The following is a 23,306-nucleotide window of genomic DNA, read 5'->3' as shown; positions in this document are numbered from 1 at the left end:
GCCATGCGCTACTGGGTGGTGGGGGAGTTCGGCTCGGGGGCGGAGGCGAAGCGGGCGCTCACGGCGCTGCGCGAGCGCGGCTGCCCGGCGGACTCGCTGGATGCCTTCTCGCCCTACCCGGTGGAGGGCCTCGACGAGGTGCTCGGGTTGAAGCCCTCGCCCCTGCGGGGCCTCGCGCTCATGGCGGGACTGTCGGGGGCGGTGCTGGCCTATGGGGTGCAGTGGTGGACCAACGCGGTGGACTGGCCCCTCAACGTGGGCAACCGGCCGCCGCACTCCTGGCCGGCCTTCATTCCCATCACCTTCGAGACGACGGTGCTCTTCGCCTCGCTGACGCTCTTCTTCGGGCTGATGGTGCTCTTCCGCTTTCCCCGGCCCCACCACCCGCTCTTCGAGCTGGAGTCCTTCCGCAGCGCGTCCACCGGCGGCTTCTGGGTGAGCGTCACCACGCGCGAGCACGCCCGGACGGAGGTGCTGCTCGGCCACCTGCGCGAGCTGTCGGCGCGCACCACGGCGGTGGTGGAGGAGGAGGCATGAGGCGCGCGCTCGGAGGGCTCTTGCTGGCCGGGGTGCTCGGGGGGTGCTCGGTGGACTTCCAGGGGTGGGCGGGGATGAAGGATCAACCCAAGGGCCTGCCGTTCCGGGAGAACGCCTTCTTCGCGGACGGACGGACGATGCGCCAGCCGCCGCCGGATACGGTGCCGAGGAGTCGGCGGGGTGTCTCCCGGCGCTTCCTCACGGGGCGCGAGGCCCCGGACGCGGGCTACGTGGAGGAACTCCCGCTCGAGCTCACGCGGGAGTTCGTCGAGGGCGGGCAGGGCGCCTACGACATTTATTGCGCGGCCTGCCACGGGGTGCTCGGGGACGGGGTGAGCCAGGTGGCGAGGAACATGGGGCTGCGCGAGCCGCCCTCGCTGGTGGATCTGCCCGAGTACGCGGATGGCTACGTGTACGCCGTCATCAGCGAGGGGTACGGGCTGATGCCGGGCTACGCGGAGAAGCTGACGCCCTCGCAGCGCTGGGCGGTGGTGGCCTACATGCGGGCGCTGCGCGAGAGCCAGCGGGCGAGGCTCGGGGACGTGCCGCCCGAGGCGCGGGAGCGGCTGCTCCAGGAGGGCGCGCCATGAAGGTGATGGAGCGCTTCACGGGAGGGCGAGTGCCCCTGCTGGCGGCGGCGGTGGTGGGCGGGGTGGGGCTCGGGGTGACGGGCCTGGGGTGGGCGGTGGACACCCGGCGCGCGCTCTTCGCGTACCTGTTCGCCTTCGCGTACTGGGCGGGACTGGCGGTGGCCTCGCTGGTGCTGCTGGGCGCGTGGCATGCGTCGCGGGCGCGTTGGCCGGTGGTGCTGCGCCGCATGCTGGAGACGATGGCGGCCTCGCTGCCGCTCTTCGCGCTGCTCTTCGTGCCGGTGCTCGCCGGGGCGCACCTGCTCTATCCGTGGCTCGGTCCACCGCCCGCGCTGTCCGAGGAGGATTTGAAGAAGCTCGAGCACAAGCGCCCGTGGCTCAACCTGCCCTTCTGGGGGGCGCGCGCGGTGCTGTACTTCGCGGTGTGGGGCACGGTGAGCGAGCTGCTCCTGCGCTGGTCGCGCCGGCAGGACGAGACGGGCGAGCCCTGGCTCACGCAATGGCAATGGTGGCTGGGGGCGGGGGCTCTGCCCGGGGTGGCGCTGGCCATGTCGTTCGCATCGCTGGACTGGCTCATGTCCCTGGAGCCGCTCTTCGTGTCCACGGTGTATGGCTTGTATTGGTTCTCCGGGGCCTTCGTGGGAGCGCTGGCGATGCTGACGCTGGCGACGGTGCTGGCGCGGGGGCCGCAGCTGTATGGCGAGCTCGTCAATGACTCGCACCGGGCGAGCCTGGGCAAGTTCCTGCTCGCCTTCAGCATCTTCTGGGCCTACATGGCCTACAGCCAGTTCTTCCTCATCTGGATCGCGGACCTGCCGCACGAGGTGCCCTGGTACGTGCTGCGCGCGACGGGGGCGTGGGAGCCGGTGGCGCTCGCGGTGGTGGGCTCGCGTTTCGTGCTGCCCTTCTGCGTGCTCTTGTCACGTCCCTTCAAACAACATGGCTGGGCGCTGGCGGGGCTGTCGGTGTGGCTGTTGTGCGCGCACGCGCTGGACACGTGGTGGCTGGTGATTCCGGTGGTGAGCCCCGAGGGGCCGCGGCTGCACTGGGCGGACGTGTCGGCGTTCCTGGGTGTGGGAGGCGCGGCGGTGGCCTTCACCCTGTGGCGGCTGCGGGGGCACGCCACGATGCCGGTGGGAGATCCCCACCTGCTCGAGTCCCTGGGGTACGACGAATGAGCGGCGAGTCCCGGCGGGAGTGGAAGACGTCCGAGCGCGCTCAGGACGCGACGAAGGGCTGGCAGGTGGGCGCGGTGCTGCTGGTGACGCTGCTCATCTTCACGGCCTTCGTGTGGGTGACGTGGAAGCAGCTCCAGGGGCGAGAGAGGCACCTCAATCCCGAGGGCCCATCCGAACCTCCGGCGTTGAAGCAGCCGGAGATCAACCTGGTGGACACTGCGCCGTTCCCGCTCGACACGCGGGCCTACGAGGAGACGAACGCGCAGCAGGAGCGGCTGCACGGGTATGGCTGGGTGGATCGGGACGCGGGGGTGGTGCGCATGCCCATCGAGTGGGGCATCGAGCGCGTGGTGGGCGGCGCGCGGCGCGATGGAGGCAGCCCATGATGCCGGGGGGCGAGGACGTGGGGGGCGTGGTGGACGCGGGCAACGGGGGGACGCTGAACGAGTTCTTCCGTCAGGTGCTCTTCCTTCCGGAGCAGGCGTCCACGTTCGCGCGGGACGTGGACCACCTGCACTACGTCATCCTGAGCACGGCGATGTTCATGGCCACGCTCATCTTCGGGGTGGCGGGGCTCTTCCTCATCCGCTACCGGCGGCGCTCGGAGTCGCAGGCCACGCGCAGGGTGCAGACGTCGCTCTTCTGGGAGGTGCTCTTCGTGGGCTCGCCGCTCTCGGTGTTCCTCGCGTGGTTCTTCATCGGCTACCACGACTTCGTATGGATGCAGACGCCGCCGCCCGAGGCGATGGACGTCTACGTGGTGGCCAAGCAGTGGATGTGGAAGTTCACCTATCCCGAGGGCCCCAACTCCATCGGGGTGCTGAGGGTGCCGGTGGGCCGGCCGGTGCGGCTGCTGCTCACCAGCCGGGACGTCATCCATTCCTTCTACGTGCCGGCGTTCCGGGTGAAGCAGGACGCGCTGCCGGGGGCCTATACCCAGACGTGGTTCGAGGTGACGCGGCCGGGCCGCTACCGGGTGATGTGCGCGGAGTACTGCGGACTGAAGCACTCGGAGATGTGGGCCGAGGTCGTGGCGCTCTCGCCGGAGGACTACGCGGCGTGGCTGCGTGAGCAGAGCGGGGGCCCGGTGGCGCTGCGGGACGCGACGCCCGGGGCTCCCGAGCGCGAGGAGCCCCTCGTCCCGGCGCGCCTGGCGATGGAGTACTCGGCGGAGGCGCCGCATGGGGAGCTGATGACGGCGGAGCGGGGAACGCTGGCCGAGCGGGGCGAGCGGGTGGCGGCGGAGAAGGGGTGTTTGAGGTGCCACACGGTGGATGGCACGCAGCACATCGGGCCCACGTGGTGGGGGCTGTACCGGCGCGAGGAGCGGCTGGAGGGGGGAGGGACGGTGGTGGCGGACGAGGCGTACCTCACCGAGTCGATGATGAAGCCGCAGGAGAAGCAGGTGGAGGGCTACGCGCCGGTGATGCCGTCGTACCAGGGGCAACTGGAGGCGGCGGAGGTGGCGGCGCTCATCGAGTACATCCGGACGCTGCGCGGGGCGCGGCGGGACGGCATCGGGACGGGAGGGCCCGTGTATGAACCCATCGACGGCAGGTAGCCTGGCCGAGCCCGATTATCTCAACCACGAGACGACGGTGCGCTCGTGGCTGCTCACGCGCGACCACAAGCGGATTGGGGTGATGTTCCTGGTGCTGGTGCTCTTCGCGCTGCTGCTCGGCGGCGTGTTCGCGATGCTGCTGCGGATTGAATTGCTCACGCCCGGGCCGACGATCATGGGCCCGATGACCTACAACCGGGTGTTCACCCTGCACGGGGTGACGATGGTGTGGCTGTTCATGATTCCGGCGATTCCCTCGGCGTTCGGCAACTTCGTGCTGCCGTTGATGCTGGGGGCGAAGGAGGTGGCCTTCCCGAGGCTCAACCTGGCGTCGGTGTACATCTACGCGGCGGGGGCGGCGCTGACGCTGTTCGGCATGGTGTGGAGCGGGGCGGACACGGGGTGGACGTTCTACACGCCCTACAGCACGACGTCGCCCACGGCGGTGACACCCATCCTGCTGGGCGTGTTCATCATCGGCTTCTCCACCATCATCACCGGGCTGAACTTCATCACCACCACGCACACGCTGCGGGCGCCGGGGATGCACTGGTCGCGCATTCCGCTCTTCGTGTGGGCCATCTACGGCACGTCGGTCATCCAGGTGGTGGCGACGCCGGTGCTCGCGATGGTACTGGTGCTGGTGGCGCTCGAACGGGTGGCGGGCGTGGGCATCTTCGATCCCTCGCGCGGGGGAGATCCGGTGCTCTTCCAGCACATGTTCTGGTTCTACTCGCACCCGGCGGTCTACATCATGGTGCTGCCGGCGATGGGCGTCATCACCGAGGTGGTGTGTGCCTTCAGCCGCAAGAACATCTTCGGCTACCGGATGATCGCCGCGTCCACGTTTGGGATTGCCTTCGTGGGGTTCTTCTCGTGGGGGCACCACATGTTCGTGTCGGGCCAGTCCACGTTCGGCTCGGGTATCTTCGGGGTGTTGAGCATGCTGGTGGCCATCTTCACGGCCATCAAGATCTTCAACTGGGTGGCGACGATGTACGGGGGCGCCATCGATTTGAAGGTGCCGCTGCTCTACGTGCTGGGCTTCATCTTCCTGCTCACGTTCGGAGGGATGACGGGGGTGGCGGTGGCGACCACGTCGCTGGACGTGCACTGGCACGACACGTACTTCATCGTGGCGCACTTCCACTACATCATGGTGGGCTCGGTGCTGATGGCCTTCCTGGCGGCGCTGCATTACTGGTGGCCGAAGATGTTCGGGCGGCTGTTCCCCGAGCGCTGGGCGTTCGTGGCGGCGTGCACCATCATCTTCGGCTTCATCGTGACGTTCCTGCCGCAGTTCCTGTTGGGGAACATGGGGATGCCGCGGCGCTACTACCAATACCCGAGCGAGATGCAGTGGCTGAACGTGCTGAGCACGGCGGGCGCGTCGCTGCTGGCGTTTGGCTTCGGGTTGATTGGCATCTACCTGTTGTGGTCGCTGCGCTACGGGAAGGAGAGCCCGGCGAATCCCTGGGGCTCGCGCGGGTACGAGTGGTTCAGTGCCTCGCCGCCCGGGCCGCACAACTTCCGCGAGCCGCCGCGCTTCGAGCGCGAGGTCCACGACTACACCGTGTCCGAGGCGCCCCATGTCTACTGAGACGACGCCCTGGCGGGAGTACTTCGGGAGCCGGGAGAACCAGAGCCAGGCGGCGCAGCTGGGGATGTGGATCTTCCTGGGCTCGGAGGTGCTGCTGTTCGCGAACCTGTTCGTCGGGTACGCGGTGTATCGCTATTACTACCCGGAGGTCTTCGTCGAGGCGAGCCACCACCTGGCGGCGGGGTGGGCCACGGTGCAGACGCTGCTCTTGGTGACGAGCAGTCTGTGCGTGGTGTTGGCGGTGCACTTCATCCGGAGCGGGAGGGCGTTCTGGATGGGGGTGGCGCTGCTGGTGGCGATGGGACTGGGGTTGGGGTTCCTCGTCATCAAGGGGTGGGAGTACTGGAAGCACTGGGAGGAGGGAGCGCTGCCCGGGGAGTACTACCGGCTGGCGGAGCTGCCGGAGCGGGGAGGGAGCCTGTTCTTCACGCTGTATTTCCTGCTCACGGGGCTGCACGCGGTGCACATGTTGGTGGGGTTGAGCGTGTTGGGGTGGCTGGTATGGGGGGCGCTGGTGGGGAGGTACACGGCCGAGTACCACGTGCCGGTGGAGGTGGGCGGGTTGTACTGGCACCTCGTGGATGTGTTCTGGCTGTTCATCTATCCGCTGCTGTACCTGGTGGAGTGAGGGGAGGGCGCCATGGCGGAGCACGGAAGGAAGAGTGCCTGGGGCTACGTGGGGGTGTGGGGCGTGCTGGTGGTGCTGACGGTGGCGACGTGGCTGTTGGGGACGCGGGGGCACCTGGGGCACTGGTCGCTGCCGGTGGCGGTGGGGATTGCGCTGGCGAAGACGGCGCTGGTGGCGATGTTCTTCATGCACCTGGTGGAGCAGCCGGGAGCTCGGCGGGTGGTGTTTCCGGTGTCGGCGCTGTTCCTGGCGTTGTTGCTCGGGCTGTCGCTCGTGGAGGCGATGACACGGGTGCGCATGGCGAGGCCGGATGGCCCCAAGGCGCTGGAGCCCGCGCGTCCGGGCTCGACGCGCACGGCCCCGCCGGGCTCACCCACGCGGTGGATGGGGAATTGATCTACTGATGGTGGCCCGTGTTACGGCTTTTTGAGACAGAGTTCGTAGATGGTTGCAATTGCGGACAGCATCAGCGCTCCGCCTTTGAGCATACACTGGATTAGCCACTGCTTCGTTTCTGGGGTCATCTGGTTGTTCTCCTGAGTTCTTTGGTCTACTGCTGTGATCACCTGAAATTACGTGATTTGATTGGTTGGATCGGACGGGGTGGGTGCCCTCCCTCTGGGGTTCTTGGTTCAGCCTCTTGTGTACCTTGACCTACTTGAGTGATCACCCTGTCGCGTAGGATTCTTGGGGTAAGATGGTATATGGGCACGCGAACGCTTGGGAGCACGACTTCTCTACAGACGGTTGGTGCTAACAGGTTTGGAGTGGAGTCGGCTTGGCGGGCGGTCTGGGTGGTCTCTGTGCTTCAACGCTGGACCACGTAGGCCGACTTGATATGGGGGCAAGTGCCCGAAATCATTGAGCGTGAGGGGCGGCGGGCGCAGCTCTGTATCAACCGGAGGGTATAAGTTCTAGGGATCTGGCCACCTCTCGCGGGGGGGCGGCTTGGGGGGGAATGCCTTCACGCAAGGTGGGCTTGTCGGGGGATGCTAGCCTCCTCAAGGAGGCGGAAGGTTGTCAGGGGGAGTTAGTCCCCTATCCGGACTTGGTTATCTGGGGGTGTCCCCGAGTTGGGACGGCCAGTAGCCCGGCCATATGTCTCTCTGAGGTTCTCCCGGATAACTCAAGGTGCCTTGTTGGCTCACTGGGTCTGCCCCTTTTGAGCGCGGTATCTCACCCGAATCTTCTAGGCCCCTTGTTGAACGACGAACACCCGCGATGTGGCACACGAGGCGAACAGAAGAGCGAAGCTCAAAGCCAGGATCAGGATAAACAAGGGCTTGAAGGGCTAGAACTTTGGATCAGTCGTCACCCACGCAGCGCCCGGGCCGCATCATCGAAGACCTTGGCCAGGGTGGGGTCCGCTGGCCGGTGCGCTTCGAGGAGCGCCGCATCCTCCTTGCGGCCCAGATGCTTGAGCAGGACTGCGGCTTGAAGGGAGCACTTGAGAGAGGACGTCGCCGCGACCCATTTCCGGGCCATGTCACGCAGCCTGTCGAGGGCTGCCTCCGGGATCATGGGAAAGAGACGCTCCGGATTCATGAGGAGCAGGGAGAACAAATCCACGCAGTAGGCCGAGGCCGCGCCTTTGTGGCTCACGGCCGTGTCCATCAGGGGCTCGGCCGAGAAGATGAATGCAGGCAGGGTTGAGACAAGTGTCTCGGGTAGCTCCTCGGTGAGAAGTGTGAGCACCTCGCCCTTGATCTCGATAGGAACGGAGCCATCGGCGGCCCAGTGAAGGAGTTCTTCCGCGGGCTTTTCCAACAGCACGAGCAGGCCGTGCAGGGCGGTGGGCGTGGGAATCTCGAGCTTCTCCATGCTTTGTCGGACGATGGGAATCAGCTCCGGATGCCGTTTGCGCCACAGGGCGCAGGCCACATCGTTCAAGTCAGCGGGATCTGGCCTGTCGGTGGCGACCAGCCGTTCCAACCTGCGTGCGAGGCTCGCTCGTGCGCTCGCCCCTCGGATGCGCCCCAATGCCTGGGTGATGGCCTCCGCGACGGCGTCCCCATCATGGCTTCCCCGTGCTTCCTCCAGGGCGAGCTGGTGCTCAAGGCGTCTGACGCTGGCGGCTCCGCCCAGCTCACCGAGGCCGAATGCCGCGGCCTGGCGCACGGCTGCATCCGGATCCTCCAGCATGGCCTCCAGGCGAGGCCTGGCCTTGCGTGCGCCGAACTGAGTCACCTGGGTACGTGCCCGGGCCTCGTCGCCCTCATGGAATGCGCTGATGAGCGCGTTGCGCCACTGAGTGGCCTCTTCCCTCTGTGCCATGCCTCGTCCTGGTCTTCTTTCTAGGGAAAGCCGATACCGGCGGGGACGTACCTGCTCACCAGCGTTCCGTCGAGCATATACAGTTCGTGAATGGCCTTTGGATCCGCCCGCTTCATGGCGTCGAAGGCCTCCAGCTCCCGCTTCAGGTCCCGAGGGTTGGAGACATAGTTGGTGTTGTGCCGCACGCCATCCGGCCGCACCGAGGAGGCATCCGGTCTCCGGAAACGAACCTCCCCCACGGGGGCATCATCGTAGACGCGCTTGCCCGCCGCGTTTCTCTGAACGCGATCCTTCCTCAGACTCGTATGTCCGGCTGCCTCCCGGGAGGCCAATTCCCGTTCGATGGCTTCGTTGTGGGTCGGGTTCTCTCGGGTGTGAGGTTTGCCATAGCGCGTGGGGGGCTTGGGCGCGTCGCTGAGGATGGAGTAGGTGGCGGTGCCCGCGGCCACACCGGAGACGATGAGGGCGCCATTCGACGCTGCCTGCGCGGTGGCTGCGGATTGCTCCAGGAGGACGAGCCCTTCAGGTGTCACTGGGGGCAGTTGTCGCCAGATTCCGCTCTCGGGCACCTGGGGAATGAGCCTGGACACCCCGAGGGTTGCCACCGTCACCAGCAATCTCAGGGACGTGCCGCCCATGGACTTGCCGAAGCGTGCGGAGGCTGCCTCCAATTGCTGGGGCGAGGACGCGGCTTGTGCTTCCTGGTACAGGCGAAGGCTGGCCAGAGCGACATGGCCCACTTCCGCCAGACCCATTGCCAGGGAGAGTCGCAGGGTCATGGTCGCGGCGAATGCCTTGGAGAACAACGGCTCGGGAGCCAACCATGCGGCGAAGTACACCGCGATGGAGAGGCAGACGCTGAGGACGAACGCGGGAGAACTGAAGAGTGCGATGGCGGCCTCGCGGATCCCTTCGCCCATGTAGCGGGTGGAGAGTTGGAGGGCGAGGAAGAGGCGGCTGGACGTCAGGGATTCGGGGAGGGGGAGCAGCGGTGGGCCGACACGGGAGAGGAATTCCTCGCGCAGCTTCGACTCCCACGGGGACGCCACGCCCTGGCCCATGTTGTCTGCTCCAGGCCACTCCAACAGATGCAGCCGAGGGCGAGGCCCCAGTGACGCGAAAATGGTGAGGAAGGGGCGCACCTCCTCCAGGCTCAGCAACTCCAGAGCGGCATGGGGCGGGCGAGCAGGGAAGAGCAACAGCCAGCGACCCTCGGACAACTCACGCATGCCCACTGGCAGGAGCCGCGCCTGTGGCGACTCCTGGATCACCTGCTGCCTGATGACGGGTTGCTGGATCTGTCGAGGCTCGCTGGCGGGTTCGTCCCCACGTTGATGGACATGGGGTGTATCGAGTCCCTGCCGAGCTCCTCCTTCAACGACGGACACCCGCGAGGTGGCGCACGCGGCGAACAGGAGAACGAAGCTCATGGCCAGGGTCAGGCGTGGCGGGGCGGGGACTCTGCTCATTCCTTGGAGCATGTCCCAGTCCGCGCCCCGTTGCTTCATGAGGCGAGCCGTGGAGCCACCTCACGCCTGCATCTGCGCCTGCAACTCCTCGGGCTCCTCGCCCAACCACTGGGGGTTGGTCGCCGTGCCATCGTAGATGGACGACGTCTTGAACGGCTCGAACTCGCCCCGCATCGCCGCCGTGCGCGTCCTGGCCAGCAGCGCCTGCAACGCCTCGTCGCTCAAGGGCTTGAAGGTGCGCACCGCCTCGAAGGCCTGCTCGAGGATCTCCATGCGGTCCACGCCCGTGATGACCACGGAGGTGGGCAGGTTCAGCGCGTAGTGCAGGCACTCGATGGGCGTCACCGTCTTGGAGCGGAGGATGGCGCCGTTGGCCATCGTCTTCATCGCGAGCACGCCGATGCCGTCCTTCACCAGCTCCGGCACCACGAGCCTGGCGAAGCTGCGGAAGTGCGCGTCCATGAGGTTGAGCGGCAGCTGCACCGCGTCGAACGTGAAGCCGCGCTCGCGCGCCAGCTCCAGCATGGCCAGGTGGATGCGTGGATCCTTGTGCCCCGTGAAGCCGATGTAGCGCAGCTTGCCCGCCTGCTTCGCCTCGAGCAGCGCCGCCTGCGCGCCGTCCTCGCGGAAGATGCGATCCGGATCCTCGAAGCGCAGGATTTCATGGTGCTGCACCAGGTCGATGCAGTCCGTCTGCAGCCGCTCCAGCGAGTGCTCCAGCTGCCGCGCGGCCTCCTTCTTCGTGCGGCCGTCGATCTTCGTCATCAGGAAGACCTTCCGCCGGTAGCCCTCCTGGAGCGCCTTGCCCATGCGCAGCTCGCTCAGGCCCTCGTTGTAGTCCCAGCAGTTGTCCATGAAGTTGATGCCGCGGTCGATCGCCGTGCGCACGATGCGCAGCGCCAGCTTCTCGTCCACCCGGGGCAGCCCGAGGTGCCAGCCCCCGATGCCGATCGCCGACACCCTCTCCCCGGTGCGCCCCAGGGTCCGGTACGTCATCTCCGCCTGCGTGTCCGAGTTCGCCATGGGTCTCTCCCCCCCTCACCCTGGGGATGATCGCCGCCGGGAGGAAGTCGTCCGGGGGCGCTCGGCCCGTGTGCGCGCCGGAGCACCCCGCCTGCTCGCCCGTCCTCGACGACCCCTGGCGGCGGCCCGTTCCCAAGGTGACGGGTTCACCTCCTTCCAGGTCCTCTCCTGGTTTTCAGATTTTGAAGGATCGTGTCAGCACGACATGGGCGTCCTGTTTCACTCCCAGTGGGGGGCACGGCTGGCACGGTGCGTGAGGTTGATACGTGTCAGGCTTATGGATCGGGATGAACGGTTTTACCCGGAGCTTCAGGTGTGACAGGATTTGCCGGTCAATGACTGAGCGGGGTTCGTCGTCACCAGTCAGGATGAGTTCTGGCTGGAGGACGGCCTGGGGAGGGTCCACGCGATGAGCGGTCTCGGTGCTGAGGCGTACAGGGTACAGGCCGGAGCGGAGCTGGGACACCTGCTCACGTGGCTGGGGCCCGAGGACACCTTGCGAGGCATGTTCTTTCGCAGCCTTCAGGACGCGATGTTGACGCTCCTGGGCGAGGCGGCGATGGAGGCGTGTCTGGAGGAGGTCACGGGCGAGCGCGACTTCGTGGACTTCTTCGCCTACCCGGCGGTGGACTTCCTGCGGATGGTGCGGCGGGCGGCGTGGCTGATGGAGGAGCGGGGCTGTGAGGGCCAGGAGACGCTGCGGATGCTGGGGCACCTGGGCACGGCGGCGTTCCTGCTGAGTCCGGCGGGCAGGGCCATGGACGTGCTCGCCTCGGGCACGCCGCGGCGGGTGCTCGAGAACCTGCCCATGGCCTACCAGATGATGTCCCCCAAGGGGGGCCCCGTGTCGGTGACGACGCTGGGGCCCACGCGCGCCCGGGTGAACTTCTCGCGGGACGTGCTGCCGTGCGCGTACCTGGAGGGGCAGCTCGAGGCGTTGCTCAAGAAGGCCGGCGCGCGCGGCGTGCGCATCGAGGGCCGGCGCGTGGGCGCCTTCTCCAGTGAGTTCCTCCTGTCCTGGACCGAGGGCGACTGAGGCACCCCGCGCGCGGGCTTCAGAAGGCGTAGCGCACGCGGCAGTAGGGCAGGCGCCGCTCGAGCAGCGCGAGGAACTCGCGCACGAGCGCGCCCTTGAGTCCGGTGCGGTAGCGCACGTTGGCGCCGCCCCCCTGCGACACCTTGGCCTCCTGCAGGTCCGGCCGCCACAGCACCTCTTCGGCCTTGGGGTGCCAGCCCAGGTTCACCTCGTGCAGCCGCTCGTTGTGGGTGAGGAAGATGACTTCACAGGCGAGCTGCGCGCGGGCCCGCTCGCCGAGGGCGGCGTCCACCTGTTGGAAGAGCGCGTCATAGGCCTCCTGCCAGCCCTCGGTGATGACGACGGGGGAGAAGTTCAGGTGCACCTCGTAGCCGGCGGCGACGAACTCGTCGATGGCGGCGATGCGCTCGGCGATGGGGCTGGTGCGCACGTCGAGTAGCTTCGCCTGGGCGTGGGGCATGAGGCTGAAGCGGATGCGCGTCTTGCCCCGGGGCGCGTAGGTGAGCAGCTCGCGGTTGACGAGCTTGGTGGCGAAGGAGCCCATGGCGTTGGGCAGCGTGGTGAACAGCCGCACCAGGTCCTTCACGTTGTCGCTCAGGGCGGCGTCGGCCGAGCAGTCGCTGTTGCACCCGATGTCGTAGACCCACCAGCCCGGGTGCACGGGGTTGGGCTCGCGCTTGGGACCGAGCTTGCCGGCATGGCGGCGGATGGCGGCTTGAATCTGCTCGATGTTGACGAAGACGGTGATGGGGTTGGCGTAGCCCTTGTGCCGGGGCACGTAGCAGTACGCGCACGCCATGGTGCAGCCGTTGGCGGCCGAGGGGGGCAGATAGTCCGCGCTGCGCCCGTTCTCCTCGAAGCGCATCGTCTTCTTGAGCCCGAGCACGAGCGTGCTGCCCTTGATGCGGTTCCACGCCTCGACGTTGCCCGCGTTGCCGTACAGGCCGGGGATGTTCCAGTGCGAGCGCACCGGCACGCGCTCGGCGTCGGGAAAGCGGGCGAGGATGTCCTGGCCGCGGGGGTGCTCTTCGACCTCGGGCTCCAGATAGATGCGCGACACCTCGAGCAGCCGCTCGAGGGGGCGGGTGGTGGGGGGCCGAGGGGGAAAGAGGTCCAGGTTCATCGTCACGGTGTTCAAGATGCGGCGGATGGGGAGCGCGGCCCACTGGAAAAGAGTGACCCATCTGTCGGTGCTCCCACCTTCCTGGGCTACACTGGCCGTATGTCTTCCCGCCCCCCCGGAAAGCTCATCGTGCTTCCCTCGGCGCGGCTGCACTGGCACCGCGAGCGGATGCGCCGACGAAGGATGAAGCTGGTGTTCGCGGGGGTGAGTCTGTTGGGACTCCTGGTGGCCCTGCTCGACGTGGCCCTGGAGACGACGGAGGTGCCTCCCGGCGAGAGCGAGGACGCGGCCTGGGAGCGTGGACCCCATCCGACCTCGGGCAGGGGGACGTCCGGCCGGGAGGACTCGGGGCGGGAATGGTTCAGCACCACGAGTGAGCCGTAGCGCCACCCGGAGGGGGGGCTCGGGCCCGGAGGGTGCTCTTCCCGTGGGGGGGGCGGACGGGCGAGCGAATGGCACCGACGGGAGACGGTCCACGTCTGATACGGTGGGGGTTCCGGATGCGCGGCTGACGCGGTCCGGCGCAGCTCCTATGGACACCCTCCCCCGCCCTCAACCGATGCAGGAGACCTACGAGGACTTCCTGCTGACGCGTGGCCCGGCCCGACTGCAGCAGCTGTCGGTCATCGCCGTGGCGGCGACGGCCGTGTTGTTTTCCCTCGATGTGCTGCACGCCTGGGCGGGCCTGGGCGGTGGGCGGCCCTTGTCGGTGATGGCCCTGGCGCGCCTGCCCTGGGCGCTGGTGCCGCTGGTGATGTGGTCGGTGCGCGGGCTGCTCAGCCGCGAGGCGCTGCCGCCCGCCATCTTCTGGGCCACGGCGCTCTTCGCCATCGGCAACGAGTGGACCTTCTACCGCATCGGCACGGCGGGCTCGCTCTACCACGGGGTGATGGTGCTCTTGAACGTGCTCACCGGGCCGTCGGTGCTGCCGGTGGGCCGCGCGGGGCGCTACGGCTACTACGCGCTGCTGGCCGCGGGGCACCTGCTGCTCGACGCGATGGGCTCGTCGATGTCCTTTGGCGCCGCGCTCGTGTTGGACCTGACGCTGCTGGCGGGCGCGCTCGGCGTGGTGCTGCTGCTCGAGGCGCTGCACCGCGGGCAGATCCGCCAGTTCTACCTGCGGCGCGACATGCGGCGCGCGCTGGCGGAACTGGAGGAGTCGCGCGGCAAGGTGTTCCAGACGGGGCGCACGCTGGCGGGCTCGGCGCAGATGCTGTCCACCACGCTGGCGGAGATGTCCAACCAGGCGGCGCTGGTGCGCACCGCGGCGTTGCGCATCTCCTCGGCGAGCGAGCAGATGGCGAGCGCGGCCGGGGCGCTCTTCCGCCACTCGCGCGTGAGCGCCACCCAGGCCGAGGAGGCCCAGCGCTACACGGGCGAGGTGGACGTGCTGGTGAGCGGCATGGAGACGAGCCTGTCGGCCATTGGCCAGGCGGTGGGCCGCAGCGCGCTGAGCGTGCAGAAGCTGGAGGAGAGCGCGGACCGCATCAACGGCTTCGTGGAGACCATCCAGGAGATGGCGGCGGCGACGAACATGCTGGCGCTCAACGCGGGCATCGAGGCGGCGCGCGCGGGCGAGCATGGCCGGGGCTTCGCGGTGGTGGCGCGCGAGGTGGGCAAGCTCGCGGCGGAGTCGGGCCGCAGCTCGCAGCGCATCGGCGAGGTGGTGGGAGGCGTGACGCGGCAGATGTCCGAGACGCTGCACGCGGTGGGGCACATCCGCGAGACGGCCGGGCGCTTCACGCCGGTGCTCGAGTCGGCGCGCACCACGCTGCGCTCCATCCGCGAGACGGTGCTGCAGAACCAGAAGTTGATGGAGAAGAGCTCCAGCGAGGCGGACCGTCAGGCGGAGCAGACGACGCACATCTCCCAGGGGTGCGCGACGCTCCTGGAGCTGGTGGACACGTACGTGCGCATGGGCTCGGACGTGTCGGCCACGGCGATGCAACTGGGGATGATGGCGGACGAGCTGAGCCGGCTCATGCCGGAGCCGGAGCCGGTGGCGTCCCCGCCGCCGCCGCGCGAGCCGGGCGGCTTCTGACGCGGCGTCAGTGCTCCTGGGACCAGAAGGAGATGACGGCCTCGTCGTCCACGAGGCGCGAGTTGAAGTGGCCCCAGATGTCGGAGATGGCGATGGCGTGGCCGCTGGACAGCCGGGGCGTGAGGTAGAGCGCGTGGTAGACGGCGCCGCTGCCATCGTCCACGGCGCCCAGCCGCTCCAGGGGACGCCGGGTGGCGGGGCACGAGAGGGTGCACCGGGTGCCGGGGGCGATGTCGGTGAAGCCCTGGCGGCGCGTGTCGCCGTGGATGGGGGACAGGTGCACGAGTCCCTCGCGTCCCTCGGGCGTGCGCACGAGCACGGTGATGGCCGGGTAGCCGTTGAAGCGCACGTCGGAGAACCCCACCAGGTTGTCGCCCCCGGGGCCGAAGGCCTGGGTGACCACGAGCGTCACCCCGTCGGACAGGGGTGGGAGGCTCTGCGACTCGGCGGGAGACCGCTCCACGTGGGTCGAGGCGACGAGAGTCTCATTGTGCATGCAGGTGTCCTCCGGATGCGTGGCGAGGCGCCGCAAGATAGGTGCGGGGCTCTCCACTGCACACCCCCCCTCGTTCACTCCGTGTCCGGTGGGCTCGTGCCTACAAGTCCCCACAGAGGGGTGCAGGGAGGACCTCCCCGGAGGAGGGGAGGGGGCGGCGATGACCTCCGGGGTCGGGTCGGCGCGCGGGCGGCCTGGGCGGCACCATACCTCGCAAGGGGGAGAGGGTTGGGTCAACTCCGGAAATGGGTAGAGCGCATTGACAGGATGTAACGAGTCAGTAAGGTGGGAGGGTTCCCGTCGCCCTGTCCGCTCCCGCGCGAGGAGGCCGTCTCGTCATGCCCAGGCTCCCGGTTCGAGTTGAACGTCCCTTGGAGAGGGCCCTCGGTGCGCGGTTGCATGCCGTGAGGGTGCGCGCGGCGCTGACCCAGGCGCAGGTGGCGCGCCGGGTGGGGCTGGCGCCCGCGGAGTACGGCCGCATCGAGCGGGGTGAGCGTTTGCCGAGCCTCCCCGCGCTGCGGCGGCTGTGCCTGGAGTTGGGAATCGACTCGGACGAGCTGTTGGGGCTGGGGGCGTCCTCGCCGCGGTTGCGCCGGTTGGTGCGGGCCGTGCGCGGGCTGAGCGCCTCGCAGTTGCGGATGCTGCACCTGCTGGCCGAGTCGCTCCAGCCGGCCTCGCGCGCCCAGGCGCTGTCCACCAGCGCACGCGCGTCCGGAGAAGCTCCGCTCGCCAGGCGCCCGGGCGCCTAACCTCGGGGGCCCTCCTTCTTCCGGGCCCGAGATGACCGTCGTCCTTCCGCTGTTGCTCGTCCTGCCGGGCGTCGCCCTGGTGCTCGGGGTGGGCGCGTGGCGTCCGTCCTGGGCGGGGCCGGTGGGCGTGCTCTGCTCGGCGGCGGGCCTGGGCGCCTTGCTCCGGGCGCGCGCGGCGGGCTTCGCCGGGGTGTCGTTCGCGTGGATTCCCACGTGGAACGTGCGCCTGGCGCTCGCGCTGGATGGGCTGTCCTTCCTCTATGGCACGTTGGTGCTGGGCGTGGGCCTGCTCGTGCTCGTCTACGCGTGCGCCTACCTGCCGCACTACCTCGAGGAGCGCCACCGGCCGCGCCGCGACGAGGTGCGCCTGTACGCGTGGGTGCTCGCCTTCATGGGGGCCATGCTGCTGCTGGTCATGGCGCGCGACGCGCTGTTGCTCGTCATCGCGTTGGACCTGACGACGGTGGCCAGCTACTTCCTCATCGGCTACGACCGGGAGCGCACCGGCTCGCGCTCGGCGGCGCTCATGGCGCTCGTGGTCACCGGGGGCACCTCGGTGGTGCTGCTGGCGGGGGTGGTGTCGCTGGGGCTCGCGTGCGGCACCTTCGAGCTGTCGGAGCTGGCCGCGCGCGCTCCCGGAGGCTCCCGCCTCACCGTGGCGCTGGGTTGCGTGGCGGTGGGCGCCCTGGCCAAGAGCGCCCAGGTGCCCTTGCACTTCTGGCTGCCGCGCGCCATGGCCGCCCCCACGCCCGTGTCCGCCTACCTGCACTCGGCGGCGATGGTGGCCGCGGGCGTCTTCGTCCTCCAGCGCTTCCTGCCCGTCTTCGCCCTCGCGCCCGCGCTGCTCCAGGGGCTCGCGGGGGTGGGGCTCGCTTCCATGCTCGTGGGCAGCCTCTTCTCGCTGTGCGCGTGGCACTTCAAGCGCGTGCTGGCGTACTCCACCATCGCCCAGTACGGCTACGTGCTCGTGCTGGTGGGGCTGGGCGGCGCGGGCGCTCCGCTCTACGTGCTGGCCCATGGCCTGTGCAAGGCGGCGCTCTTCCTCACCGTGGGGGCCGTCACCCATGCCACCGGCGAGGAGTCGCTCGAGAAGGTGGGGGGCCTGTGGCGCTCGCTGCCGGGGCTCGCGGGCGCGAGCGCCGTGGCGGCCGCGGGGCTCGCCGGGCTGCCGCTCACGCTGGGCTTCTTCAAGGACGAGCTCTTCTTCCGCGCGCTCGTGGAGCGGGGCGGGGCGTGGAGCGGGGCGGGGGTGCTCGGCGCGGCGTTGACGCTCGCGTACACCGGGCGGCTGTGGACGGGCCTCTTCCTGGGCGCGCCGCGCGGGGCCGGGGGGCATGCCTCGTGGGGGCTGGTGGCGCCGGTGGGGGTGCTGGGGGCGGGAGTGCTCCTGGGCGGTGTGTGGCTCGGGCCGCTCAACGCGCTGGCGGACGCAGCGGAGGGGGAGATGCTCGGGCACCCGGCGCCGCTCGAGCTCGCCTACCACTTGGACGCGCGGGCGGAGAACCTGCTCGCGCTGGGCGCGTGGGCGCTGGGGGCGGGGGTGCTCGTCACGCGCCGGCGGTGGGAGGCCCCGCTGGAGGCGCTCACGCGCGCGGCGTCCCAGGTGGGCGTGGAGCGGGCCTATGGCGCGCTGCTGGCGGGCGCGGACGCGCTGTCGGATGGGCTGCGGCGGCTGGAGGTGCGCGACTTGAGGGATCGGGTGGCCTCGGTGCTGGTGCCCGCGGGGCTGCTCGGCGGGGCGGCGCTTTGGGCCACCCGGGGACGGGGGCCGCTCTTTTCCTGGGGGCAGGGGGTGGGGCTCGCGGACGCGCCGCTGGTGCTCGGGCTGCTCATCGCCGCGGGCGCGGCCGTGGCGACGCTGCGCGCGGCGAGCCACCTGCACCTGGTGATGTTGCTGTCGTGCGTGGGTTTCAGCCTCGCGGCGGTGTTCGCCTTCGCGGCGGCGCCGGACGTGGCCTTCACCGCGGTGCTGGTGGAGACGACCTTCACGCTGCTCTTCCTCGCGCTGCTCTCGCGGCTGCCGCGCCACAGCCAGGAGCGCGCGCAGGTGGAGGCCACGCGCGCGCGCTGGCGTGACTGGGTGTTCGCGGGGGTGGCGGGAGTGAGCGCCACGGCGACGTCGTGGAACGCGCTGACGCACCTGCGCGAGGAGCGCGTGGTGGGCGCGCACGTGGCGTGGACGGAGGCGGCGCACGCCCGGGACGTGGTGTCGGCCATCATCACCGACTTCCGGGGGCTGGACACGGTGGGCGAGACGTCGGTGATGGTGGTGGTGCTGCTGGGCATCATCCACCTGCTCACCGGGGAGCGCGCGGAATGAAATCCTTCATCCCCTCCACGTCCCGGGTGGTGTTGCTGCCCGCGCTGGTGGTGGCGGTGGCGGTGTGGCTCAAGGGCTACGTGGAGGCCGGGGACAGCTTCGGCGCGGGCGTGCTGGGGGCGCTCGCGGTGCTGTTGCAGTACGTGGCGAGTGGCAGAGAAGAGGCGCGGCGTCTGCCCGGCGTGCGCTACGCACCCCAGGTGGCCGGCGTGGGCTTGCTGCTGCTCTTGGGCGTGGCCTTCGGGCCGCTCGTGTGGGGGGCCGCGCCGGTGACGCACTACCCGCGCCCGGGCGGAGTGGTGACGCACCTCGGCACGCTGGAGTTCCACACCTCCGTCCTCTTCGACGCGGGCATCTTCCTGGTGGTCATGGGCTTCATCGTGACGGCCATCGATGGGCTGGTGGCGCAATCCCACCGAAGGGGGTAGCGCGAGGTGTGAATATTCAATTAAGCCTCTCGTCCGGGGTGCCCGTGCGCGATTGCGCCGCACTCCTATATCCCGAGGGGGAACACACGATGTCGAAGCGTCTTGGAGCCGTGGTCGCCGTGGTCGCCGTGATGACGAGCCAGGTGGGCTGCTACACCACGAAGGTCGTCAGTCAGGCCCGTCCCGAGGGCCCCGCGTACACGGATCGCCAGTGGTTCACGATTGGTGGCCTCGTGCCGCTCTCCGGCCCCGCGGGGCGCGAGTGCGAGAATGGCCTGTCGGCGGTGGAGAGCAAGATGAGTGGCACGGACTGGCTCATCAACGCGGGCCTGGGGATCGCGGGCGGCATCGTGGGCGGACTGGCGTGCGGTGGGGGCGCCTACAACGATCCCTACGCGGCCACTCTCGCCAGCGCCTCCTGCGCGGCGGGGTTCTCCACGCTGGTGCCCTTCCTGATCAGCTCGCGCACGGTGGAGTACTCCTGCGCCGAGGGCTACGGCGGCGGCGACAACCGGGGCGGCGGGCGCCTGGACTACATGCCGCCGCGTCAGGGCTACCGGGTGGCTCCTCAGCAAGAGGGCGCGCCCGCCGAGGCTCCTCCCGCGCAGACGCCTTGAGTTGAGCTGACGGTCGTTCCCCGAGGGGGTTGGAGCCACCCGCGCTCCAGCCCCCTCGGTGCGTTCAGGCGTCCGTTCACTCCTGGGGGCGGGAGGTGGTGAGCACGTCGGGCCGTCCACGCCACAGCCGGCGGGTCTTCCACAGCCAGAGGGTGCCGTAGAGCAGGGACACGCCGGCGAGTCCCCAGGCGGCGCGGGTGAGGCCCACGGCCTCGGCGGCGACGCTGGCGGCGAGCGAGGACACGCCGATGCCCAGGGTGGCGAGGCCGAAGTCCAGGCCCATGATGCGCCCGCGCAGCCGATCCGGCGTGGACACCTGGAGGCCGTAGGTGGAGAGCGTCCACTGCGCGCCGCCGCCCAGGTGCGCGAGCAGCACGCACCCCGCGGCGAGCAGCAGCGAGGGCGCGGCGGGCAGCAGGAGATAGGCGAGGCCGTAGGTGATCATCGAGACGCCGCACGCGAGGAACAGGCGGCGCTCATCCCGGCGCACCCAGCGCTGGCCGAGGAAGGGGCCGATCAGCGCGCCGAGGCCCCGCGCGGACAGCAGCAGCCCCACGCCCTCGTCGCCGGAGCCGAAGTTGCGCGCGGCGAACGCGGGCAGGAGCCCCACGAGTCCATTGCCCAGGCCCACGCCCACCTTGGTGGTGAGCAGGGAGAGGGAGATGGGGTGGCGGCGGGCGAACGTCCAGACCTCGTGGAGCTGGCGCCAGGTGCCGGTGTCGGCGGCGGAATCGGAGGAGGGGGGGCGCTGGAAGGAGCGGCGGATGCCGCGCACGAGCCAGGCGGAGAGCAGGAAGGTGGCGGCGTTGAGGAGGATGCTCACGTGGCGGCCGAAGGCGAGCGTGGCGAGGCCGCCGAGCGCGGCGCCGACGAAGAGCATGCTGCCCCAGACGCTGCCGAGCGCGGCCTGGGCGACGGGGAGCTCCTCGGGGGAGACGACGTTGGGGACGGAGGCCTCGGCGACGGGATCGAAGAAGGCGGAGAGCGCGGCGAGCAGGGCGACGCACACGAGCGCGAGCAGAGGGGCGCGCCAGAGGAGGGCGGCGAGCATGCCGAGCGCGGGAAGCACGCGCACCAGGTCCACGGTGACCATGAGGCGCTGGCGGTCCATGCGGTCCGCGAGCAGGCCGGCGAAGGGGGACAGGAGGCTGGCGGGCAGGACGCTGGCGGCGTAGACGGCGGCCGAGGCGCTCAGGTGGCCGGTGGTCTCGGTGACGAAGCCGCTGATGGCCACGAAGGCGAACCAGTCGCCGAGCATCGACACGACGGTGGCGAGGAAGAGGCGGCGGTAGTCGGCATTGCGCCGCAGCAGCGCGAGCACGCTGCGCAGCGAGGGAGAAGCGGAGTCCATGGGGATGCGGCGCAGCCTACCCGGGGGGCGGCCACGCCACGCGGATTCCCGTCATGTAACGCGCTTCGTCACGGAGTCCATCCCCCTCGAGCGCGCGGGTGGGGCTCACGCCCCCGGCGCGAGCGGCGCGAAGAATGCCGCCACGTCCTCGTCCCGCACCTCGGCGAGCGTGGGCGGGTTCCACCGGGGCTTCTGATCCTTGTCCACGAGCACCGCGCGGATGCCCTCGCGGAAGTCCGGCAACGACATGAAGCGCTGGCTCAGCCGGTACTCCATCGCCGCCACCTCGTCGTAGGACATGAACCGGCCGAGCCGCAGCTGGCGCAGCGTCACCTCGAGGCTCGTGGGCGACATGCGCCCGAGCGTGGCGCGCGTCTCCTCCGCCCACGGCGTGCCCTCGGCCGCGAGCGCCTCGACAATCTCCTCCACCCCGTTGCTCGCGAAGCACCGGTCGATCTCCCGCGCGTGGGCTGAGAGCGGCGAGGGCCCCGGCTCCGAGCTGAAGCCCGCCAGCACCCCGTCCACCACCGCGCGCGCCGGCTTCCCGCCCCAGTCCGCCGCCGCGAGCGCGTCCACCACGGCGTCCAGCCGCTCGTGCGTCACGTGCTGCGTCGCATACCCGAGCCACCGCGCATCCGCCGCGTCGCACCGGGCTCCCGTCAGTCCCAGGTACGTGCCCGACTCGCCCGGAAAGCGCGGCAGGAACCAGCCGCCGCCCACGTCGGGAAACAAGCCAATGCCCGTCTCCGGCATGGCCAGCACCAGCCGCTCGGTGACGACGCGGTGCGAGCCATGCCGGCTCAGCCCGAGTCCCCCGCCCATGCAGATGCCATCCACCAGCGCCACGTAGGGCTTGGGGTAGTGGTGGATGAGCTGGTTGAGCCGGTACTCCTCGCGGAAGAAGGCGCGCGAGAGCGGCTCCTGTCCCTCGGGTGGGGGCGTGCCCAGCGACGCGGCCACGGCCCGCACGTCCCCGCCCGCGCAGAAGGCCCGCCCGCCCGCGCCGCGCACCACCACCGCCTTCACCTCGGGGCGCCCGGCCCACGCTTCGAGCGCCGGGTGCAGCGCGCGGATCATCCCCAGGTCCAGCGCGTTGTGCGCCTTGGGGCGGTTGAGGGTCACCAGGGCCAGGGGCCCGCGCGTCTCCAGCAGCACGTCCGGGTTCATGCCCCGGGGATAACACGCCCCCGGGGCCTCGCGGCGTCCTACGCGATGACCGTCATCCACCCGTGCCGGTCCGGCTGCGTGCCGTACTGGATGCCCGTGAGCGCGTCGTACAGCCGCTGGGACACCTCGCCCACCCGGCCCTGCCCGATCTTCAGCTCCCCCTCCTCGAAGCCCAGTCCGCCCACCGGGGAAATCACCGCCGCCGTCCCCGTGCCGAACACCTCGTGCAGCGCCCCCTCGCGGTGCGCCTCGCGCAGCTCGTCGATGGACAGCTTGCGCTCGCTCACCTTCAGGCCCCAGTCGCGCAAGAGCGTCAGCGCGCTCTCCCGGGTGATGCCCGGTAGGAACGTCCCATCCAAGGGCGGGGTGATGATCTCCTCCCCGATGCGCACGAAGAGGTTCATCGTCCCCACCTCCTCGATGTAGCGGTGCTCCAGCGCGTCCAGCCACAGCACCTGCGCGTAGCCGCGCTTCTTGGCCTCCACCGACGCCTGGAGGCTCGCCGCGTAGTTGGCCGCCGCCTTCGCCCCGCCCAGGCCCCCGGGCGCCGCGCGCGTGTGCCGCTGCTCCACCCAGATGCGCACCGGCTCCGCCCCGTTGCCGAAGTAGGTGCCCACCGGGCTGAGGATGGCGAAGAAGATGTACTTGTCCGCCGGCCTCACCCCGAGGAACGCCTCCGAGGCGATCACCACCGGCCGCACGTACAGGGACGTGCCCGGCCCGCTCGGCACCCACGCCGCCTCCTCCTTCACCAGCGCCTCGATGGACGCGCGCGCCAGCTCCGGCGGCACCACCGCCATGCTCAGCCGCTCGGCGCTCGCCGCCAGACGCGCGCAGTGGTCCATCAGCCGGAACGCGCGCAGCTTCCCATCCCGGCCCCGGAACACCTTCGCCCCGTCGAACACCGACTGCGCGTAGTGCAACGCCGCCGCGCCCGGATCCAACCCCAGCGGCCCGTACGGCACGATGCGCGCCTGGTGCCACCCGCGCTCCGGCGCGTAGTCCATCCGGAACATGTGATCGGTGAAGTACTTGCCGAAGCCCAGCACGTCCGTGGCGGCGGGCTTGGGCTTCAGGGCGGCGGCGCGCTGGACCTCGATGGGCATCATGCTGCGGCT

At 69.8% G+C, this 23,306-nt stretch carries 23 protein-coding genes; 15 read left to right on the top strand and 8 right to left on the bottom strand.

Annotated features, from left to right (window positions below; genetic code table 11):
* Window positions 1–3: 3 nt before the first annotated feature.
* The 8 genes from D187_RS05490 to D187_RS05455 are packed head-to-tail and all read left to right on the top strand — an operon-like array spanning window position 4 to window position 6,490.
* Entirely contained in the window at window positions 4–537 is a 534-nt protein-coding gene (locus tag D187_RS05490) for a DUF3341 domain-containing protein (protein WP_002621310.1), read from the top strand.
* Complete coding sequence (locus D187_RS05485) at window positions 534–1,127, top strand: c-type cytochrome (RefSeq protein ID WP_043428497.1); 594 nt, start codon at window positions 534–536, stop codon at window positions 1,125–1,127. The genes D187_RS05490 and D187_RS05485 overlap by 4 nt, the downstream gene beginning before the upstream one ends.
* A complete protein-coding gene (locus D187_RS05480; RefSeq protein WP_002621308.1) occupies window positions 1,124–2,305 on the top strand; it encodes a hypothetical protein in 1,182 nt (393 codons plus the stop codon). The genes D187_RS05485 and D187_RS05480 overlap by 4 nt, the downstream gene beginning before the upstream one ends.
* Window positions 2,302–2,691 carry a hypothetical protein gene (locus tag D187_RS05475; RefSeq protein WP_002621307.1) on the top strand — a complete coding sequence of 130 codons (390 nt, stop codon included), beginning with the start codon at window positions 2,302–2,304 and terminating at the stop codon, window positions 2,689–2,691. The genes D187_RS05480 and D187_RS05475 overlap by 4 nt, the downstream gene beginning before the upstream one ends.
* Before the next feature lie 53 nt (window positions 2,692–2,744).
* A complete protein-coding gene (gene coxB, locus D187_RS05470) occupies window positions 2,745–3,866 on the top strand; it encodes a cytochrome c oxidase subunit II (protein WP_043428727.1) in 1,122 nt (373 codons plus the stop codon).
* The gene (locus tag D187_RS05465; protein WP_002621305.1) at window positions 3,844–5,466 is read left to right on the top strand and encodes a cbb3-type cytochrome c oxidase subunit I; all 1,623 of its coding nucleotides are present in this window, start codon (window positions 3,844–3,846) and stop codon (window positions 5,464–5,466) included. The genes coxB and D187_RS05465 overlap by 23 nt, the downstream gene beginning before the upstream one ends.
* Window positions 5,456–6,094 (top strand): cytochrome c oxidase subunit 3 family protein, encoded by a 639-nt coding sequence (locus D187_RS05460; RefSeq protein ID WP_002621304.1) that lies wholly within the window; start codon window positions 5,456–5,458, stop codon window positions 6,092–6,094. The genes D187_RS05465 and D187_RS05460 overlap by 11 nt, the downstream gene beginning before the upstream one ends.
* Window positions 6,095–6,106: 12 nt before the next feature.
* Window positions 6,107–6,490, top strand: coding sequence for a cytochrome C oxidase subunit IV family protein (locus D187_RS05455; protein ID WP_002621303.1), 384 nt, complete (start codon window positions 6,107–6,109; stop codon window positions 6,488–6,490).
* 915 nt (window positions 6,491–7,405) lie between these two features.
* Here the strand turns inward: D187_RS05455 and D187_RS05450 are convergent.
* From D187_RS05450 to D187_RS05440, 3 genes are all read right to left on the bottom strand, one after another.
* On the bottom strand, window positions 7,406–8,368 hold the full coding sequence (locus D187_RS05450; RefSeq protein ID WP_002621302.1) for a HEAT repeat domain-containing protein: 963 nt from the start codon (window positions 8,366–8,368) through the stop codon (window positions 7,406–7,408).
* 20 nt (window positions 8,369–8,388) lie between these two features.
* Window positions 8,389–9,798: a hypothetical protein gene (locus D187_RS05445; RefSeq protein ID WP_002621301.1), complete on the bottom strand. Its 1,410-nt coding sequence runs from the start codon at window positions 9,796–9,798 to the stop codon at window positions 8,389–8,391.
* 99 nt (window positions 9,799–9,897) lie between these two features.
* Window positions 9,898–10,860: an aldo/keto reductase gene (locus D187_RS05440; RefSeq protein WP_002621300.1), complete on the bottom strand. Its 963-nt coding sequence runs from the start codon at window positions 10,858–10,860 to the stop codon at window positions 9,898–9,900.
* Between the two features lie 409 nt (window positions 10,861–11,269).
* On the opposite strand from D187_RS05440, the gene D187_RS05435 reads away from it, so the two are divergent.
* Entirely contained in the window at window positions 11,270–11,896 is a 627-nt protein-coding gene (locus D187_RS05435) for a TIGR02265 family protein (RefSeq protein ID WP_002621299.1), read from the top strand.
* A 19-nt stretch (window positions 11,897–11,915) separates the two neighbouring features.
* Here the strand turns inward: D187_RS05435 and D187_RS05430 are convergent, their stop codons facing one another.
* A complete protein-coding gene (locus tag D187_RS05430; protein ID WP_002621298.1) occupies window positions 11,916–13,019 on the bottom strand; it encodes a spore photoproduct lyase family protein in 1,104 nt (367 codons plus the stop codon).
* Window positions 13,020–13,118: 99 nt separating this feature from the next.
* On the opposite strand from D187_RS05430, the gene D187_RS05425 reads away from it, so the two are divergent.
* Window positions 13,119–13,403 (top strand): hypothetical protein, encoded by a 285-nt coding sequence (locus D187_RS05425; protein WP_155893183.1) that lies wholly within the window; start codon window positions 13,119–13,121, stop codon window positions 13,401–13,403.
* Window positions 13,404–13,551: 148 nt separating this feature from the next.
* Window positions 13,552–15,060, top strand: a complete 1,509-nt coding sequence (locus D187_RS56945) for a methyl-accepting chemotaxis protein (RefSeq protein ID WP_081713572.1) — start codon at window positions 13,552–13,554, stop codon at window positions 15,058–15,060.
* Window positions 15,061–15,067: 7 nt separating this feature from the next.
* On the opposite strand, the gene D187_RS05415 is transcribed toward D187_RS56945, so the two are convergent.
* Entirely contained in the window at window positions 15,068–15,556 is a 489-nt protein-coding gene (locus tag D187_RS05415) for a hypothetical protein (RefSeq protein ID WP_002621294.1), read from the bottom strand.
* Window positions 15,557–15,927: 371 nt separating this feature from the next.
* Here D187_RS05415 and D187_RS05410 point away from each other — a divergent pair, with 371 nt between their 5' ends.
* The 4 genes from D187_RS05410 to D187_RS05395 all read left to right on the top strand — a co-directional run bounded on the left by D187_RS05410 (window position 15,928) and on the right by D187_RS05395 (window position 19,670).
* Window positions 15,928–16,305, top strand: coding sequence for a helix-turn-helix transcriptional regulator (locus tag D187_RS05410; RefSeq protein WP_245591616.1), 378 nt, complete (start codon window positions 15,928–15,930; stop codon window positions 16,303–16,305).
* Between the two features lie 31 nt (window positions 16,306–16,336).
* Window positions 16,337–18,625 carry an NADH-quinone oxidoreductase subunit 5 family protein gene (locus D187_RS05405; RefSeq protein WP_002621292.1) on the top strand — a complete coding sequence of 763 codons (2,289 nt, stop codon included), beginning with the start codon at window positions 16,337–16,339 and terminating at the stop codon, window positions 18,623–18,625.
* Window positions 18,622–19,053 carry an MnhB domain-containing protein gene (locus D187_RS05400; protein ID WP_002621291.1) on the top strand — a complete coding sequence of 144 codons (432 nt, stop codon included), beginning with the start codon at window positions 18,622–18,624 and terminating at the stop codon, window positions 19,051–19,053. The genes D187_RS05405 and D187_RS05400 overlap by 4 nt, the downstream gene beginning before the upstream one ends.
* 89 nt (window positions 19,054–19,142) lie before the next feature.
* Complete coding sequence (locus D187_RS05395; protein WP_002621290.1) at window positions 19,143–19,670, top strand: hypothetical protein; 528 nt, start codon at window positions 19,143–19,145, stop codon at window positions 19,668–19,670.
* Between the two features lie 76 nt (window positions 19,671–19,746).
* On the opposite strand, the gene D187_RS05390 is transcribed toward D187_RS05395, so the two are convergent.
* The 3 genes from D187_RS05390 to D187_RS05380 all read right to left on the bottom strand — a co-directional run bounded on the left by D187_RS05390 (window position 19,747) and on the right by D187_RS05380 (window position 23,297).
* Complete coding sequence (locus D187_RS05390) at window positions 19,747–21,021, bottom strand: MFS transporter (protein WP_002621289.1); 1,275 nt, start codon at window positions 21,019–21,021, stop codon at window positions 19,747–19,749.
* 105 nt (window positions 21,022–21,126) lie between these two features.
* Window positions 21,127–22,188, bottom strand: coding sequence for an enoyl-CoA hydratase/isomerase family protein (locus tag D187_RS05385; protein WP_002621288.1), 1,062 nt, complete (start codon window positions 22,186–22,188; stop codon window positions 21,127–21,129).
* Window positions 22,189–22,226: 38 nt separating this feature from the next.
* On the bottom strand, window positions 22,227–23,297 hold the full coding sequence (locus D187_RS05380) for a branched-chain amino acid aminotransferase (protein ID WP_002621287.1): 1,071 nt from the start codon (window positions 23,295–23,297) through the stop codon (window positions 22,227–22,229).
* Between the last annotated feature and the right edge of the window lie 9 nt (window positions 23,298–23,306).

The sequence above is a fragment of the Cystobacter fuscus DSM 2262 genome (assembly GCF_000335475.2).
GTDB lineage: Bacteria > Myxococcota > Myxococcia > Myxococcales > Myxococcaceae > Cystobacter > Cystobacter fuscus.
This window is presented reverse-complemented; position numbering and strand designations above follow the sequence as displayed.

Coding starts and splice junctions, on each gene's coding strand:
- D187_RS05415 (WP_002621294.1), bottom strand. CDS start 15,556: ATGCACAATGAGACTCTCGTCGCCTCGACCCACGTGGAGCGGTCTCCC.
- D187_RS05380 (WP_002621287.1), bottom strand. CDS start 23,297: ATGATGCCCATCGAGGTCCAGCGCGCCGCCGCCCTGAAGCCCAAGCCC.
- D187_RS05465 (WP_002621305.1), top strand. CDS start 3,844: ATGAACCCATCGACGGCAGGTAGCCTGGCCGAGCCCGATTATCTCAAC.
- D187_RS05485 (WP_043428497.1), top strand. CDS start 534: ATGAGGCGCGCGCTCGGAGGGCTCTTGCTGGCCGGGGTGCTCGGGGGG.
- D187_RS05440 (WP_002621300.1), bottom strand. CDS start 10,860: ATGGCGAACTCGGACACGCAGGCGGAGATGACGTACCGGACCCTGGGG.
- D187_RS05405 (WP_002621292.1), top strand. CDS start 16,337: ATGACCGTCGTCCTTCCGCTGTTGCTCGTCCTGCCGGGCGTCGCCCTG.
- D187_RS05475 (WP_002621307.1), top strand. CDS start 2,302: ATGAGCGGCGAGTCCCGGCGGGAGTGGAAGACGTCCGAGCGCGCTCAG.
- D187_RS05395 (WP_002621290.1), top strand. CDS start 19,143: ATGTCGAAGCGTCTTGGAGCCGTGGTCGCCGTGGTCGCCGTGATGACG.
- D187_RS05390 (WP_002621289.1), bottom strand. CDS start 21,021: ATGGACTCCGCTTCTCCCTCGCTGCGCAGCGTGCTCGCGCTGCTGCGG.
- D187_RS05450 (WP_002621302.1), bottom strand. CDS start 8,368: ATGGCACAGAGGGAAGAGGCCACTCAGTGGCGCAACGCGCTCATCAGC.
- D187_RS05425 (WP_155893183.1), top strand. CDS start 13,119: ATGTCTTCCCGCCCCCCCGGAAAGCTCATCGTGCTTCCCTCGGCGCGG.
- D187_RS05460 (WP_002621304.1), top strand. CDS start 5,456: ATGTCTACTGAGACGACGCCCTGGCGGGAGTACTTCGGGAGCCGGGAG.
- D187_RS05445 (WP_002621301.1), bottom strand. CDS start 9,798: ATGAGCTTCGTTCTCCTGTTCGCCGCGTGCGCCACCTCGCGGGTGTCC.
- D187_RS05435 (WP_002621299.1), top strand. CDS start 11,270: ATGAGCGGTCTCGGTGCTGAGGCGTACAGGGTACAGGCCGGAGCGGAG.
- D187_RS05480 (WP_002621308.1), top strand. CDS start 1,124: ATGAAGGTGATGGAGCGCTTCACGGGAGGGCGAGTGCCCCTGCTGGCG.
- D187_RS05490 (WP_002621310.1), top strand. CDS start 4: ATGCGCTACTGGGTGGTGGGGGAGTTCGGCTCGGGGGCGGAGGCGAAG.
- D187_RS56945 (WP_081713572.1), top strand. CDS start 13,552: ATGGACACCCTCCCCCGCCCTCAACCGATGCAGGAGACCTACGAGGAC.
- D187_RS05385 (WP_002621288.1), bottom strand. CDS start 22,188: ATGAACCCGGACGTGCTGCTGGAGACGCGCGGGCCCCTGGCCCTGGTG.
- D187_RS05400 (WP_002621291.1), top strand. CDS start 18,622: ATGAAATCCTTCATCCCCTCCACGTCCCGGGTGGTGTTGCTGCCCGCG.
- D187_RS05455 (WP_002621303.1), top strand. CDS start 6,107: ATGGCGGAGCACGGAAGGAAGAGTGCCTGGGGCTACGTGGGGGTGTGG.
- D187_RS05430 (WP_002621298.1), bottom strand. CDS start 13,019: ATGAACCTGGACCTCTTTCCCCCTCGGCCCCCCACCACCCGCCCCCTC.